The sequence below is a fragment of the Synechococcus sp. R55.4 genome (genome assembly GCF_047461935.1).
Classification (GTDB): Bacteria; Cyanobacteriota; Cyanobacteriia; order Thermostichales; family Thermostichaceae; genus Thermostichus.
Window position 1 is genome coordinate 1 of sequence record NZ_JANSIF010000005.1, and the last position, 15,107, is coordinate 15,107.

Genomic DNA, 15,107 nt, shown 5'->3' on the forward strand with positions numbered 1-15,107 from the left:
TAGAGGTTCGGGCCTGTTTTGTTCTCTGGTAGAGCAGAGCAGGCTCAGGGCTACTGAAAGCCCGCTCCGTACCGCTTTAGCGGTCGGAGTCGGGTAGTTTACATTGGGATGGGCGTTAGAGTTGACAGGTGCGACGGCTGCGCTCCAGCTCCGGCTCGATCCAGGAGAGGGCGAAGTGACTCACACAGGGCAACTGCGGAAAGCGGCGGGCCAGCTCTGCCATTTGCACTTCTAGGCTGGGGCGCTGTCGTTGCGACTGTCCCCATAGGCCGGCGATGGCCGGACAAACGAAGGTTTGGGGAGAAGCTACGGCCAAAACCTGCTCCACCTGCTGGGCTACACAAGTGGCATCCTCACACCTGGCATAGGCCATTGGGTGCCATTCCATACCCGGATCAAAGCGGTCCCAGGGTTGCAGACGAGCGTCAAACCCTTCTCCTACTGCTTGGTTGCCTTCTGGGAAGAAGACAGCCCCCACCGGGATCCCCAGCCTCTGGGCGGGTTGGGCGACTTGCCGTAGATAATCGAGCACCCCATAGCGGGCAAACTCGACGCTGAGCTGCCAAAGCTGCTGCTGCCAGCGTTCTTGGCGAAGAGCGGCCCTGGGAGTCGGGGTGGGATCCCCCAATGGCTGCGGTGACTCCAATGAGTTGATGGAGGACAAATCTCCGCTCCGCTGCTCAGTTGCTGTGCTGTCTCTCTGGGCACCCCGATCCAAAAGCTCTAGGGAAAGCACCTGCTGAGGATTGGGCCAGGGATCCCCTGGCTGACGCCATCTGGGTTCCTCGGCGTAGGCGGCATCCAACTGCTGCACATCCCTCACCGTCACGTAGCCCTGGCTCAAATAGCGCTCCAGCAGCGCCCGACCCGCTGGATTTTCTGCCAAATCGAGGTAGGCTTTCCGAGCGGCCTCTCCGTGAATCCACAAGTCTCGGACGGTGGCCGCCACGCTGGATCCCCCTGAGCCACGCGGATAGCGAATGTAGTCGAAAAGGATCCCATCCGGCTGTCGCTGTAGGATGCGGCGGACTAACTCGGCAAAATCCCGCCGTGCCAAGGGATGAAAGGGATCCACAAATACCTCGCCAGGACTGCCCAGGTCTTCCGAAAGGGCTGTAGCGGGATCCAAGACGGTGGTTATGCCACGACCGTTGCGGGCCAGGGCCACCTGTCGATCGGGCCGTTGTCCGTAGCTGTAACCGAAATTGAGGGAAAACACCCAGGCATAGGCAGATAAGCCGCGGCGTCGTGCCGCCTTCAGAGCCAGATCCAACAAGTCGGCGTTGGGCTGTAAGCTGGGCCAGATCCCCCCTGCGCCATCCGGCAAAATAGAGCGGCCATCGTAAAAGGTCTCGATAAAGACGCGGTTGTAGCCCAGGTTCACTACTTGGTCGAATACCTGATCCAACACGCCCGGATTGGCATCACAAGGGTGCAGACGTACCCAAATGGCCTGGATCTGGGGCCAGCGTTGGCTGCGGCAGGCAATCAAGGCGGCACGATGCTCGTCCAAAATCTGCGCGTATTCGGCCCAGGCGACATCTGACCGGTTGGCCTGTTGGCGCAGTTGAGACTTGCGGGCCACTTCCGCAGGCGGTTGCTGACAGAAGGCATTGAGCAGGGATCCCGCCGGTTCCTGGCTGCCCTGAAGCCGAGAACCAGAGCCCGGGAAAAGAAAACGGCCCGGCCCCAGAAATTGGGCATGGGCTGCGATCCCCCATCCCAGCAATATCAGTGCGCCTAGCACACCCGCAAGCCAGCGGATCCCTTGGTTTTTCGGCAGTCTCAGCACCCTCAACCTCCACCGAGAATGGCCCCGATCGTACTCTTCTCCTGCCCAGAGAGCGGCTATTGGAAAAAAACAGCCGCCTGTGCCCAGACCGGCGCAATCCCTTGGTCGATCTCTACCTTAAGTCCGAGTGGTAGGGGGTTGCTCTTCGGTTTTGCCCCTTCCGCCACTGTGACCGTCAGCCAGGCTCTCATGGGGATCTCGCCAAAAGGCATAGATTAGCGCTTATGATTTAGTAGTAAACCTTTAGCTTTTCTTGATGTCCATGAAGGCCATTACCTTGCACCAACTGCAAATCTTCGAGGTTGCCGCTCGTCACTTGAGCTTTACCCGCGCTGCAGAAGAGCTTTACCTGACCCAGCCCACGATTTCCATGCAGATCAAGCAATTGAGCAAAGCTGTAGGGTTGCCGTTGTTTGAACAGGTGGGCAAGCGGCTGTATCTCACCGAAGCGGGGCAAGCTTTACACCAAACCTGCGAGAAGATTTTTGAACAATTGAATCAATTCGAGATGACCCTTGCCGACCTGAAGGGGCTAAAGCAGGGACGGCTGAGCATCGGAGTGGTCACCACTGCCAAATACTTTATACCCCGTCTGCTGGGGCCATTTTGTCAGCAGTATCCCGGCATTGACGTAGCTCTTAAGGTGCTCAACCGCCAGCAGGTTTTGGAGCGGATGAGCAACAACATGGACGATCTCTACGTGATGGGGATGCCGCCAGAAGATCTGGACGTGGTGGCGCAACCTTTTCTGGAAAATCCCTTGGTGGTGATGGCCCCCATTCATCATCCGCTGGTGGGCCAAAAGCGGATCCCTCTGGCGCGCATTGCCCAAGAACCTTTTTTAGCCCGTGAACCCGGCTCCGGCACCCGCATGGCTGTAGAGCGGCTCTTCGACAAGCATAACCTGAAACTCAACATCCGCATGGAGATAGGCAGCAGCGAAGCCATTCGCCAGGGCATTGTGGGTGGATTGGGCATTTCGGTTTTGTCTCAGCATGTGTTGGCCTTGGGGGGGTGGCAGCATCATCTGGCTATTTTGGATGTGGAAGAGTTTCCCATTCGGGGGTTCTGGCATTTGGTCTATTTGCGCTCTAAACGTCTTTCGGTGGTGGCCAAAGCTTTTGCCGACTTTCTTCTTTCCCAGGTTTCTCAAATGGAGCTGGACTTTGTGGCTAAAGAGCAGCACAAATCCAATTCAAATCCCAATCCAAATCCGCTTTCCGGCAAAGAGGCTGAAGCACAGCCGAGAGCTCTTGTCGCAACCCCCGGATCCCCTCAAAGTCGTGAGTGAACAATACTCGCAAAAACCCCAGGTAAGCCCGCGCCCACTCGTCTTCCGGATCCAGCTCGACGATTTGTTGAAAGTGCAACTGAGCTGCTTCCGGTTGCAGCAGCACCGCCAACAGCAAGCCCAGTTGGTAGTGGCTTTGGATTTGCTGGCTCAGTTGGCCTTGGGCAGCAGCCTGTTGCCTTTCCCCCTCCAGCAGTTGCCGTACCAGGATGCGATCTGGATCCGTCAAAAAAGTCGGGTATTGCAGGGTTGTCCAGGCATTGAGATAAAGGGAGAGGGCCTGCAGATCCCCAGCGGCAGCAGCTCTGGCCGCCTCGCGGAGAGGAAACAAGGGATCCGTTACAAGGGGGGATCCCTCCTTCGGCAAGCTCGACAGGGATCCTCTCCAGGATTGGTGTAGGGAATGGCGGATCCCTTTGGGCGACTGCCATTCCAGGTGGAGAAGGCCACCTCTTGGGAAGTCGGTTGTGGGCAGCGTCAAGATCTCTTCCACCAGCCAGCCGCCCGTTAAGTTGAGCTGCAGGCGATTCTGCCCCAGCACCCAGGCCCGCTTCTCCAAAACCCGTCCTTGCCCATCTTCCAGCCGCGCCCAAACCAGCGTCTGGGCCAAGTTCTGAGCTGGGCCTTGCCAGCGCAACTTCCAGGCCGGGATCCCCAGCTCCGACAGCGTCTCAACCTCCACCAGCTCCACCTCCCCAGCTTCCAGAGGCCACTTCTGCACCGTCACTCTTGGCATGCGAGGGAAGTAGGTGTGCAGCCGACCCAAGGTAGGCAACTCCACCGCCGGATCTTGTCGCCAGTCTGGGCTGCTGCGCAGGTGCTGCCGGATCTGCTCCTTAGTCGGGCCATAGGGGCCGATAATCCCCTGTTCCCCTTCCGCATCCACAAACCCATCCAGCAAGGATAGCTCCAGCTCCGGCCAGGGGGTTTGCCCGGCAGCGCGGAATGTAACCGGCCAGCGCTGAAGAGCCGACAAGTAGGTGAGGGTTTCGGAAGAGATCAGCTCTGTGTTGGGGAGAACCCCCAGCGTGGTGGTCAAACCTGGCTGGATCAAGGATTGGATCCACTGGGTCAGCTCCTGCGTGGGGTGCTTCCCCTGCCAGCGCATCTGGATCCCCGTCCACAGAGGGGCCACCCCTGGGGTGAGGGGCCGACCCAAATTGGCCAAGGCCAAGCAGCCCAGAACTAGCCCTGCACAGACTCCCCTTTGCAAAGCCCACGCACCCCAGCGTTCCTCCAACCACCGGCAAGCCTTTTGGATCCCGCCTGCTGATAACACGGCCAAGAGAGGCAGCAGGGGTAGGGTGAAGCGCACATCTTTGATGTCCACCAGGGTGTAGAGAAGGTAGCCCGAACCGTAGGTGGCCCACAAGACTGCCTCTCGCCTGTCCAGGGATCCCCACCCGCTCAGCAGCGGCAACCCACACAGAAAAGGGCTCATCTGCAGGGGCAAAAGGCGCAAGTAGGCAGTCCACCAGCACAGGGATCCCGCTGGGCAAGTGATGTAGTAGTGGGCAGTCTCGGCGTAAGCCCAGCCATTGCTGAGCACAAACAGCCAATTGGCCCCATACCAGGGCCAGCACAAAAGCAGCATCACACCCATCTCCAAGGCCAAGTGGGCCAGCCGCGCCGGCCAAGGGATCCCTTTCCACCACCCCACCGCTTTCCCAGAGCGCCAGAGGGCCTGACCTGCAACTCCCACCAAAGGCAGCAGCAAAAACAGCACCCCTGTCCACTTGGTGAGCAGCACCGCCGCCACCCCCGCCCCCACCCCCACCGCCCCCCACCAGGAAGGCTTCTCCCCATAGGCCCACAGCGCCCAAAACGCCAGCGTCACCGCCACCACCAGCGGCAACTCCAACATGTACACGTGGGCCAAAGCCGTGATCCCCGGATAGAGGAGCAGCAGCGCCGCCGCCAGCCAGCCCACTTCCCAGGAGCGATAGACCCGCTGTCCCAGCCGCTGCGTTGCCAGAACCAGCACCCCCAGCAACCCCAAGTTGAGCAACTGCCCGTCCGCCCGGCTGAACGGATGTAGAACTGCCAAGGGGATCCCCAGCCAATAGGCCAAAGGGGGGTAGCGCTGGTTCAAATGCAAAAACTGCTGCCCCCACAGCCCATCCCAGCGAAACCGTCCCAGGTGAAGCCCAAACGCCTGCGCCTGCAACAAATGCTGCGCCTCATCCCAGGCTGGCGGCAAGGGATCCGTCCAATTCCAGATCACCAGCAGCAGCAGGGCCACCATCCCCAGCCCGGCCCACCACCGCAGGAAAGGGATCCCCGGCCTGTGGGGTCTCTCCGGCAATGTCTCTCTCTCCTCGTCTGTACCGTTCATGCTTTGAAAACAATCCGCAGAGATTCAGCAGACATTGGGATCCCTTGCAACTGCCACCTGGCCTTGCCCCCCAGAGCTAAACTCAACCTGTGTCATTCTCAGCGCTCCTCCCATAGACCGAGAGCTTCAGCATCCCATGATCGCTCCATCTGCCGGCCCAGAAGGGGTTTGGATCCTTGCGGATCAACTCCACCCACAGCAATCCGCCCTCGCTTCCCTCTCGACCCTATCCCCAGACCGAGTTCCCGTCATTCTCATCGAATCTCACCGGTGGGCCAGCTCCCGCAACCACCATCAGCAGAAATTGGTGCTGGTCTGGTCGGCCATGCGTCACTTTGCCCAAGAACTGCAACAGCGGGGCTACCCAGTCACCTACGTGGAAGCCGACAGCTATGCCGAGCCCCTGCAAACCTGGGCCAAGCAGCATCAACTGCAGCAGATCCGCCTCATGCAGCCCGCCGATATTCCAGTCCGAGATGAAATAGAAAAGCTGAGATCCACCCTCCCTTGCCCCCTCTTGGTTGTGGAAAACAACCACTTCCTCTGGACAGCTGATCAATTTATCGAGTGGGCCTCAGGTCGCAAGCGCCTGCTCCTGGAAGACTTTTACCGCGAAGGGCGCAAACGCTTTCGCATTCTCATGGACGGCCCCAAGCCCCTGGGCGGGCGCTGGAACTACGACCGGGAGAACCGCCATCCTCCCAAACCGGGAATGCGCTATCCTCGGCCCCTCACCTTTTCCCCCGATGCCATTACCCAGGCTGTCATCGCAAAAGTTAGGCAACACTACGGCCATCACTTCGGATCCTTAGAAGGATTTGGCTGGGCCGTCACCCGCGCCCAAGCCCTGCAAGTGCTTGATCATTTCATTCACGAGCGCCTGCCCCACTTCGGCCCCTGGCAAGACGCCATGCAAGCCGGGGAAGACTTCCTTTTCCACTCGCTGCTTTCTCCCTACCTCAACTTGGGCCTGCTCACCCCCCACGAAGTCATCGCTGCCGTCGAACAAGCCTACCATCGCGGCGGGATCCCCCTGCCCTCCGCCGAAGGCTTCATCCGCCAGATCCTGGGCTGGCGGGAGTACATGCGCGGCTTCTACGAATACCAAATGCCCAACGGCTATGCCCAGAACAACTTTTTTGGCCACCAGCGACCCCTGCCAGAGTTTTTTTGGACGGGCAAAACCGACATGGCCTGTCTGCAGCACACCCTGGATCAAATTCGCCGTCATGGTTATGCCCACCACATCCAGCGGCTAATGGTGCTCAGCAATTTCGCCCTCATCAGTGGCATTCAGCCCCAGGCAGTAGAAGCGTGGTTTCAGGATGTGTTTATCGACAGCTACGACTGGGTGATGCAGCCCAACGTCATCGGCATGGGCCTTTTTGCCGATGGGGGCATGCTCTCCACCAAACCCTATGCCGCCTCTGCTCAGTACATCCGCAAAATGAGTGACTACTGCCGCCATTGCCGCTACAATCCCAGCGAAAAGGTTGGCAAACAAGCCTGCCCCATCAATACGTTGTATTGGGACTTCCTGTTGCGTCAGCGATCCCTCTTAGCCCCCTTGGGCAGAATGAAATGGGTATTGATCCATTTGGATCGCATGGAACCGGAGCTGAAGGCCCAGATCCAGGCGCAAGCCGCTGCTTGGTGGGATCCCTTGCAATCTGCACTCGACGAACAGAGTCCATCTCATTTGCAATCTGTCTAAGCACCAGAAGATTAAGCATCCGGTAAAATTGAGGCACCCTCCTACCACCTGTCGCTTTGTAAGGACTGCAAGCCATGAAATGTCCCCGCTGCAGCAAACAAGAAATCCGAGTTTTGGAATCTCGTTCGGCAGAAGGTGGCCAGAGTGTGCGGCGGCGGCGAGAATGCATGTCCTGTGGCTACCGCTTCACCACCTATGAGCGCATCGAGTTCATGCCCATCATGGTCATTAAACGGGATGGATCCCGCGAAAGTTTCAACCGCAACAAGATCCTGCAAGGGGTGATGCGTGCCTGCCAAAAAACCCCCGTCACCGTCAGACAGATGGAAGAGCTGGTCAACGAGATCGAAGAAAAGCTGCAATTGGAAGATGCCCAAGAGGTAACCAGCCTGCGCATCGGCGAGATGGTGCTGGAGCGCCTGCAACACCTAAGCGAGGTGGCCTACGTGCGCTTTGCCTCCGTTTATCGCCAGTTTCAGGGTATAAAAGACTTTGTCAATGAGCTGGAACAGTTGGAACCACCTCTGCGACGGGATCTGGAGCGGCTGCTGCAGGACTCCTCTGCCTCAGATTCCGAATCTTCAGGCTCCCCGGACTTGGTGGGGGAGTATTCGTGACGTGGGAACGACAGCGCAAGCCGGCCCTCCCTGGAAGCAGCGGGGAAATGGCGCTTGTGGGCGGGAAAAATTGCTGTGAAGAGATCGCCCATTCCAAAGGCTTAGCGGTATGCTTGGGGTAGTAATTGCGGCTTACACTAAAGCTAGAGCTGCACGCCTTTAGATTGCCGGTGTTCAGCACTATCCTTGGAGATCCCTGATATCTTGGATCCCTCTGTGTCAAGCTGTCCCAGCCCCCTGTCCTTCCGAGTCGATCCCAATTTATGCAATACGGTTTTCGGGGTTCTAGCCCCTCTGGCGCTCGCAACAGCAACAGTAACCCCAGTGGCTTTCGCTCCCCTGCCGCAATGGAGACGGGGCCAGGGGTGGTGCCGATTCAGGTGTATCAACAAGTGGCCGAAGAGTTGGAGTCTGCCCGTCAGCAGGTAAGCCTGCTTTCCTCGGAAAACCAGCACCTGCGCGCTCTGCATCAGCAGTTGTCTGGAGAGCTCGCTGCCATCACCCGAGAGTTCCAGGGGCAATTGGGCCACACCCTGAAGCGCCTGCAGCAAATCAGCCTACGGCTTGCTGACGCAAATGGCCAGGCTGCCCAAGTTGCTGCAGCTTCTGAAGCCTCTTTCCAACAGAACAGCCCGACTGCCAATCCCGGCCAACCGGAGGCCCCGCCCAGCTACGATTTTTTGAATCGCCTCAAGCGCCGACAGGCCCGCAACGAGACCCCCTCCTTCTCATCCAACGGCTTTGCCCCGTCCTCCTTTGATTCCCTTCGCCACCCTTCCACCCACACCTCTGCCGAGCCCTACCCCCGCACTGGCTACCAGGTTCCTTCCCTGGACGAGTTGATGCAGGATAGGGGCGGCCCGGATCCCTATCTCGGCGAGGCAGACTCCTCAGCCTATTCCACCGGCATTTATCAGCGGGTACGGGAGCAACATCACGGATCCCAGGGCTCTGCCGTCCTTTGGATGGCCGCTGCAGTCGTCTTGGTCGTCGGATCGTTTGGGTTGGGATTTGTAGCCGTACAGCCGTTTTTGCGCAACAACCCACCGCCCGTGCAAGCACCCTGAGAGCTGTTCACAGGATGCCCCAAAACTTGCTAGGTTCTGTTGGTCTTTATATTTGTATTATATTTGTATATTTGAGCCAGAAGAGAGCACCTGGGAAGTCGAGAAAGCTCAAGAAGTTCCTGACCAACTTGTCAAAACGAGAAAACAAATGCCGATACTGCTTCAGCTTCTGAAAAAAGCACTCTACTGGGTGCCTCTCTCTGTAAACATGCCGGTCGTAATCTTGCACCACCCTCCTCTTCTTCCTAGAAGGAATCACCACCCGACTCTCCCCTATCCTCTGCGTAAATCGATGGGAATCCTATCCTCTATCCCCTATCACTTTCGTGTGTTCTTCTTGCCAGCTGTATCCACCTCGACTCCTGCCCAAGGCTTGCTCCCCTTTGGCTGCGCAGGGGTGAGCACGAACGATGGTTGAGTCCAGGACAAGATGCTCTCAATCGGGTTCTGTGATGAAGAACTGAAACATTCTCTCCCAGACTCCCAAGCGACTCCAGCGATGGAATCTTGGGTAAATGGTGTACCACTTTCCACATCTTTCCGGGAGGGATCGATGCGGATGGCGAGACTCGAACTCGCAAGGCAAAGCCACACGCCCCTCAAACGTGCGCGTATACCAATTCCGCCACATCCGCTTCCGAGCCTAACCATCATAGCGACAGAAGGGTGGAGTTGTTAAGGGCATTGGCCATTTTGCAGCCGACGGCTTGTCCTGCCTTGTTGACATACTCCCCATGCCTGAAAGTTAATCCTCTGTCCAGAAACGCTCGGAAAGATACTTGTCAGCCCCGTCACAAAAGATGGTCACCACCACTCCAGAGGAGAGCTGACGGGCCACCTCTAGGGCTGCCACCACATTGGCCCCGGCAGAGATGCCCACCAGCAAGCCTTCCTCTAAAGCCAAGCGCTTAACCATTTTCTGGGCTGCTTCTGTGGAGATCTCGATGTGCTGGTCAGGCAGGGTGGGATCGTAAATCTCGGGTTTTAGAGCTGTGGCCATGTGCTTGAGCCCTTCCAGGCCATGGAAGGGAGAGTCGGGCTGCATGGCAATGATTTGGATATCCGGGCGATACTCTCGCAGGCGCCGCCCCACCCCCATACAGGTGCCGCTGGTGCCTAGCCCGGTAACAAAATGGGTGACCTGCCCCTGGGTTTGCTCCCAAATCTCCACCCCAGTGGTTTCGTAGTGGGCTTGCCAGTTGGCGGGGTTGCTGTACTGGTCAGGGTAGAAATAAAGCTCGGGGTTTTCCGCATAGAGGGCGCGGGCTTTCTCGATGGCCCCATCGGATCCCAGAGCGGGATCCGTCAGAACCAAGTCCACGCCATAGGCAGCCAGGATCTTCTTGCGCTCCGGGCTGGCGTTGGCGGGAAGAGCCAGCTTGACCTTGTAGCCCAAGGCGGCCCCGATCCAGGCATAGGCGATGCCGGTGTTACCGCTGGTAGCATCGAGGATGATCTTGCCGGGGGTAAGCTTGCCCTGGCGTTCGCCAGCGCGAATCATGTTGAGGGCCGGGCGATCCTTGACTGAACCCCCAGGGTTGTACCACTCTGCCTTGCCATATACCCGTACCGATTCCGGCAAATCGGCAGCAACCCGCCGCAGACGGATCAGCGGCGTCCCCCCCACCAGCTCAATAGGGCTATCCACAGCAGGGAGTAACGGGCGAGAAGAAAATGCAGTCGGATACAAGGGGGATCCCTCGCTAGACAGGCATCGGCTGGACAACCATTGCTCATCTTACCCCGGTCTTTCCGGCCTCTTGGGAGCTTTTTAGTTTCCCCCTCCTGCCCAAGTTCTGGCTAGGCTCCAAGTAGGCTCTAAGATGGGGGTAGAAAAGTGGGATTTTCCCACAGCAGGATGACGCGGAGGGGCATGGCAGAAATTGGGATTGTGACTGCCCAGCAGTTTGATCGGCGACGGGGCCAGATCCATGTCTACGACGGCGAGGGCAAAGGCAAGTCCCAGGCGGCCCTAGGGGTTGTGCTGCGTTCCATTGGCTTGGGGATCGAAAAGGCGGCCCCCAGCCGGGTGCTGCTGGTGCGGTTTCTCAAGGGGCCAGGCCGAACCTATGCTGAGGATGCGGCCATTGCGGCTCTGCAGCGAGGCTTCCCCCATCTCATCGATCAATTGCGCACCGGGCGGGGAGAGTTTTTCGGCCCAGATGAGATCACCAAGTTTGACCGTCAGGAGGCCCGCCGCGGTTGGGATGTGGCCAAAGGGGCTTTGGCGTCGGGGTTTTACTCGGTGGTGGTGCTGGATGAGCTCAACCCGGTGCTGGATCTGGGCCTGTTGCCTGTGGAGGAGGTGGTCAGTACCCTCAAGCAAAAGCCGGAGGCCATGGAGGTGATCATCACCGGGCGCGGCGCTCCCAAGGAAATTATCGACCTGGCGGATTTGCACTCGGAAATGCGCAGTGTCCGGCGGGCGACGGATCTCCAAAACGGCCAACCCCCTTGCAGCGGCATCGAGATCTACACCGGCAACGGCAAGGGAAAATCCACCAGCGCTCTGGGTCGGGCTCTGCAGGCGATTGGACGCGGCATCAGTAAGGATCTCTCCCATCGTGTACTGATCATGCAATGGCTGAAGGGGGGAACGGGCTACACCGAGGATGCAGCCATTCGGGCCCTGCGGGAAAGCTACCCCGATTTGGTGGATCACCAGCGTTGCGGTCGGGACGCCATTGTCTGGCGGGGCAAACAACAGGAAATCGACTATGTAGAAGCGGAGCGGGGCTGGGAGTTGGCACGGGCGGCCATCGCTTCTGGCCTGTACAAAACCATCATCTTGGATGAGTTGAACCCGACGGTGGATCTGGAGCTGCTGGACGTGGAGCCGATTGTCCAGGCTTTGCTGCGCAAGCCGCGGGACACGGAGATCATCATCACGGGGCGGTGCCATGCCCCCTTACCTTACTTTGAGCTGGCCTCTGTCCACTCGGAAATGGTGAGCCACAAGCACTATGCCGAGCAGGGGGCCGATCTGCGGCGCGGGGTGGACTATTGATGGGATCCTTCGCAGCGTTCTCAGCCAATTCTGCTCTCTCTTGGCCTCCAGACCCCAGGACTCTGGCCCAGTTGTTGCTCACCCTTTTCCAGACGGAAGTGTGGGTGGAGGGCAAGGAGCACGTTCCCGCCGGCCCGCTGGTGGTGGTGAGCAATCACCGCAGTTTTCTGGATGCGCCGGTGCTGATCGCGGGGTTGGACCGACCGATTCGCTTTGCCTGCCATTACTACCTGGCTCAGGTGCCGCTGCTGCGGGAAATCGCCCTGGCTTTGGACTGCATTCCCCTCAAGCAGGGATCCCGACAGCAAATCCATTTTTTTCGCCAGGCGCAGGCCAGTTTGGCAGCGGGGGTGGGTGTGGGGATCTTCCCAGAAGGGGCGGAGCAGATCACCCGTGAGACCTCGCCTGGGGAGGTGGGGCGGTTTCAGCCAGGTTTTGCCCACCTGGCGCTGGCGGCAGCGGTGGATCCCTTGCCGATTCTGCCGGTGGCGGTGTGGGCGCAGGAAGAATGGCGGGGAGTAGATATTCCTATGGCTTTTTTCCGCTGGTTTGACCCCACTGAACCCCGATTTCAACAGGAAGGGGGACATCCGGTGGTGTTGTACCGGCGGGTGGTGCTCAGGGTGGGATCCCCCCTTTGGGTGGGCAGGAAGCAGCGCCAGGGATCCCGACGCGAGCGAATGCAGGTCATTCAAGAGCTAACTGCAGCGGCCCGAGAACAGGTGCGATTGGGATTGGCAGAGAGATGAGAAAGTTGAGTGGCGAGCCGGTAGCATCTGCCTCTAGCTTGGTCAGCCCGGCAACGGGAGCGGTCGGTCAGGAGCGGCCCCTGCTGCTGTATTTGCCCGGTATGGATGGCACAGGTACGTTGTTTTACCGGCAGGCGCAGGCTCTGCAGCGGGAGTTTCGCATTCGCCCCCTGAGTTTGAACCACCCGGAAGCGGGGGATAGCTGGGAAACCCTGGCCGATTGGGTGGGATCCCAGCTAGAAGCGGGGGCGTACTTGTGTGGAGAATCCTTTGGGGCCTGCCTGGCCTTGTTGGTGGCCGCCCAATGGCCGGAACGGTGCCGTGGCCTCATTTTGGTCAATCCAGCCTCGTCGCTGCGACGTAGGCCCTGGTGGTGGGCAGGACATGTTCTCTTGCCCTTTTTGCCGCCGGCGCTCTATCACCAGTTGTCGGAGCGAGGGTTGGGGGCTTTGGCGGAGCTCAGCCAAATGGAGCCGCCGGATCGGGAGCGGCTGCGCCAGGCGGTTCACAGTGTTGAGCCCACAGTGGCTGCCCAGCGCTTGGCTTTGCTGGGATCCTTTGTTGTGGAGAAGCTGCCTCTGGAGTTGATGACCATGCCGACTTTGCTGGTGGCAGGGGGCCGGGATCGCCTCTTGCCCTCGGTGCAGGAGGTGGGCCGACTGGCGGAACGGCTGCCCCAAGCACAGATAGAGATCTCTCCCCAGAGCGGCCATGCTTGTCTGCTGGAGCGGCAGATGAACCTGCGGCGTTACCTGCTCAAGCCAGGTGGCCTTTTCACCCCCCTGCTGCTCAATTCTGCTTCGGCCCGTTGAGCATGGAGAGGGATCCCCACAGATCTTCTATCCGCTCTGGGCCGGAGCTCTCCTTCCCCTCTCGATCCAGCCAAAGGGCCCTCAAGCCTGCTGCTTTTGCCCCCTGGTAGTCTTCGCGGTGGCTGTCGCCAATGTGGCCGGCGGCTGCGGGGGGGATCCCGTGGGCTGCCAGGGCAGCTTGGAAGATGCGGGGATGGGGCTTGGCATAGCCCACTTGGGTGGAGAGGGTGAGGCTGGAAAAGTAGGGATCCAACTGCAACTGCTGTAGCACTCTGGGCAAGCGGCTGTCGAAGTTGGAGATCACCCCCAGCCGGATCCCTTCCTGCTGCAGGGCCCGCAAAACCGGCAGCGTCTCGGGATACAGCTCCCAAGGATCCGCCCCGGCAAAGTGCTCAAACAGTTGGGTGAAGAAGTCCTCAAACCGGTGCTCTCCGAAGGCAGCCAGGGATCCCACCTGGGCAAATGTCTCCCGCACCACCTGACGCCACCAGGCCTGCTCCCAATCCGGCAAAGGGGATCCCGTCAACCCTGGGCAGGCCGGGGCTGGAGCCCGGGCAAAAACTCGGCCAAAAGCGCGATCCAAGGCTTGGGGATCCACCCTCACCCCGTACTCCGCTGCCACCTGGCCGTAAACCTGGCCCACACTGCCCCGCACCCGAAACAAAGTGCCCACAGCGTCGAAAAAGAGCACCCTCAGCCTCACGACTGCCCCTCGTAGCGCGCGTAGGCATCGACAATCCGCTGCACCAGAGGGTGGCGCACCACATCCCGCTGGTCGAAGTAGCAAAAGGCAACCCCCTCCACCCCTGCCAGAATGCGCTCCGCGGCGGCCAAGCCCGACGTGCGATGTTTGCCCAGATCCGTTTGGGTGAGATCCCCGGTAACCACCATGCGCGACCGGAACCCCAGCCGGGTAAGGGCCATCTTCATCTGCTCAGGGGTGGTGTTCTGGGCTTCATCCAAAATAATGAAGGCATTGCTCAAAGTGCGGCCTCGCATGTAGGCCAGCGGCGCCACTTCGATCACCCCCTGCTCCATCAACTGCGGCAGCTTGGCCGGGTCAATAAACTCGAATAGGGCATCGTAAAGGGGCCGCAGATAGGGATCCACCTTTTCCACCAGATCCCCCGGCAAAAACCCCAGTTTTTCTCCCGCTTCCACAGCCGGGCGAGTCAAGATCAGGCGCTCATACTCTCGGTTTTGCAGAGCCGTGATGGCCACAACGGCAGCCAGATAGGTTTTGCCGGTACCCGCCGGCCCGATGCCAAAGCAGAGGTCATGGGCGCGAATGGCTCGCACATACTCCTGTTGGCGGGGCGTCTTCGGTCGGATGAGCTCCCCTTTGCGGGTGCGGGCCAAAACTCCTGCTTGTGCTTGCTGATAGGCGGCAGCCTCCTGGCCGGAGAGGGCGCGAAAAGCTTGCTCTGCATCGATCACAGTAACAGGGTGTCCAGTTTGCCAAAGCGGCTTCAGCAATTCTAGCCATTGCCGCACCTGCTGCCGCTGTTGAGGAGTGCCTTTCAGATACAGGTCTTGTCCGCGCAGCGTTACAGAGGCACCGCTGGAGCGACTGATCCACCTCAAGTTGGCCTCCTGAATGCCCGCCAAAGACATGGCCTGCTGAGGATCGGACAGAGAGATGATTTCGAAGTCAGTAGAGATGGAAGTGGGGTTGTCGTGCATGCGGTGGGCGCCGGGCACCCTGCGAGACCTATGACGGCGA

Annotated in this window: 12 protein-coding genes, 1 tRNA gene and 1 pseudogene; 7 read left to right on the forward strand and 7 right to left on the reverse strand. The window is 59.3% G+C overall.

What is annotated here, in order from left to right; all coding sequences use genetic code 11:
- Positions 1-115: 115 nt before the first annotated feature.
- Complete coding sequence (locus tag NW842_RS01855; protein WP_414375612.1) at positions 116-1,747, reverse strand: hypothetical protein; 1,632 nt, start codon at positions 1,745-1,747, stop codon at positions 116-118.
- Between the two features lie 307 nt (positions 1,748-2,054).
- On the opposite strand from NW842_RS01855, the gene NW842_RS01860 reads away from it, so the two are divergent.
- Entirely contained in the window at positions 2,055-3,083 is a 1,029-nt protein-coding gene (locus NW842_RS01860; protein WP_414342643.1) for a LysR substrate-binding domain-containing protein, read from the forward strand.
- Here NW842_RS01860 and NW842_RS01865 read toward each other — a convergent pair.
- On the reverse strand, positions 2,965-5,418 hold the full coding sequence (locus tag NW842_RS01865; protein ID WP_414417368.1) for an ArnT family glycosyltransferase: 2,454 nt from the start codon (positions 5,416-5,418) through the stop codon (positions 2,965-2,967). The two genes, NW842_RS01860 and NW842_RS01865, sit on opposite strands and share 119 nt — an antisense overlap.
- 136 nt (positions 5,419-5,554) lie before the next feature.
- On the opposite strand from NW842_RS01865, the gene NW842_RS01870 reads away from it, so the two are divergent.
- From NW842_RS01870 to NW842_RS01880, 3 genes are all read left to right on the forward strand, one after another.
- Positions 5,555-7,132 carry a cryptochrome/photolyase family protein gene (locus tag NW842_RS01870; protein WP_414417369.1) on the forward strand — a complete coding sequence of 526 codons (1,578 nt, stop codon included), beginning with the start codon at positions 5,555-5,557 and terminating at the stop codon, positions 7,130-7,132.
- 74 nt (positions 7,133-7,206) lie between these two features.
- Complete coding sequence (gene nrdR / locus NW842_RS01875) at positions 7,207-7,749, forward strand: transcriptional regulator NrdR (RefSeq protein WP_011433544.1); 543 nt, start codon at positions 7,207-7,209, stop codon at positions 7,747-7,749.
- A gap of 263 nt (positions 7,750-8,012) precedes the next feature.
- Positions 8,013-8,816, forward strand: coding sequence for a hypothetical protein (locus tag NW842_RS01880; protein WP_414417370.1), 804 nt, complete (start codon positions 8,013-8,015; stop codon positions 8,814-8,816).
- Between the two features lie 46 nt (positions 8,817-8,862).
- On the opposite strand, the pseudogene NW842_RS01885 reads toward NW842_RS01880, so the two are convergent.
- The 3 genes and pseudogenes from NW842_RS01885 to NW842_RS01895 form a co-directional block, all read right to left on the reverse strand.
- A pseudogene (locus tag NW842_RS01885) lies at positions 8,863-9,375 on the reverse strand (IS5/IS1182 family transposase); the annotation flags it as partial.
- Positions 9,371-9,451, reverse strand: a tRNA-Leu gene (locus NW842_RS01890). The gene NW842_RS01890 and the pseudogene NW842_RS01885, both read right to left, overlap by 5 nt.
- A gap of 110 nt (positions 9,452-9,561) precedes the next feature.
- Positions 9,562-10,506 (reverse strand): PLP-dependent cysteine synthase family protein, encoded by a 945-nt coding sequence (locus NW842_RS01895; RefSeq protein ID WP_414374559.1) that lies wholly within the window; start codon positions 10,504-10,506, stop codon positions 9,562-9,564.
- Positions 10,507-10,674: 168 nt separating this feature from the next.
- Between NW842_RS01895 and NW842_RS01900 the strand changes: the two genes are divergently transcribed.
- From NW842_RS01900 to NW842_RS01910, 3 genes are read left to right on the forward strand one after another with little or no spacing between them, the layout of a single operon-like run.
- The gene (locus NW842_RS01900) at positions 10,675-11,823 is read left to right on the forward strand and encodes a cob(I)yrinic acid a,c-diamide adenosyltransferase (RefSeq protein ID WP_414417371.1); all 1,149 of its coding nucleotides are present in this window, start codon (positions 10,675-10,677) and stop codon (positions 11,821-11,823) included.
- Positions 11,823-12,572, forward strand: coding sequence for a lysophospholipid acyltransferase family protein (locus NW842_RS01905; RefSeq protein WP_414413352.1), 750 nt, complete (start codon positions 11,823-11,825; stop codon positions 12,570-12,572). The genes NW842_RS01900 and NW842_RS01905 overlap by 1 nt, the downstream gene beginning before the upstream one ends.
- A complete protein-coding gene (locus NW842_RS01910; protein ID WP_414374554.1) occupies positions 12,569-13,384 on the forward strand; it encodes an alpha/beta fold hydrolase in 816 nt (271 codons plus the stop codon). Before NW842_RS01905 ends, NW842_RS01910 begins: the two co-directional genes overlap by 4 nt.
- On the opposite strand, the gene NW842_RS01915 is transcribed toward NW842_RS01910, so the two are convergent.
- A complete protein-coding gene (locus tag NW842_RS01915) occupies positions 13,362-14,087 on the reverse strand; it encodes an HAD-IA family hydrolase (protein WP_414358201.1) in 726 nt (241 codons plus the stop codon). The genes NW842_RS01910 and NW842_RS01915 overlap by 23 nt on opposite strands.
- Positions 14,084-15,046, reverse strand: a complete 963-nt coding sequence (locus tag NW842_RS01920) for a PhoH family protein (RefSeq protein ID WP_414358203.1) — start codon at positions 15,044-15,046, stop codon at positions 14,084-14,086. The genes NW842_RS01915 and NW842_RS01920 overlap by 4 nt, the downstream gene beginning before the upstream one ends.
- Positions 15,047-15,107: the final 61 nt, after the last annotated feature.

Bases quoted from the DNA above. Each gene is read 5' to 3' on its own strand.
- NW842_RS01910 (WP_414374554.1), top strand. From the start codon at position 12,569: ATGAGAAAGTTGAGTGGCGAGCCGGTAGCATCTGCCTCTAGCTTGGTC.
- nrdR (WP_011433544.1), top strand. From the start codon at position 7,207: ATGAAATGTCCCCGCTGCAGCAAACAAGAAATCCGAGTTTTGGAATCT.
- NW842_RS01865 (WP_414417368.1), bottom strand. From the start codon at position 5,418: ATGAACGGTACAGACGAGGAGAGAGAGACATTGCCGGAGAGACCCCAC.
- NW842_RS01880 (WP_414417370.1), top strand. From the start codon at position 8,013: ATGCAATACGGTTTTCGGGGTTCTAGCCCCTCTGGCGCTCGCAACAGC.
- NW842_RS01905 (WP_414413352.1), top strand. From the start codon at position 11,823: ATGGGATCCTTCGCAGCGTTCTCAGCCAATTCTGCTCTCTCTTGGCCT.
- NW842_RS01870 (WP_414417369.1), top strand. From the start codon at position 5,555: ATGATCGCTCCATCTGCCGGCCCAGAAGGGGTTTGGATCCTTGCGGAT.
- NW842_RS01900 (WP_414417371.1), top strand. From the start codon at position 10,675: ATGACGCGGAGGGGCATGGCAGAAATTGGGATTGTGACTGCCCAGCAG.
- NW842_RS01860 (WP_414342643.1), top strand. From the start codon at position 2,055: ATGAAGGCCATTACCTTGCACCAACTGCAAATCTTCGAGGTTGCCGCT.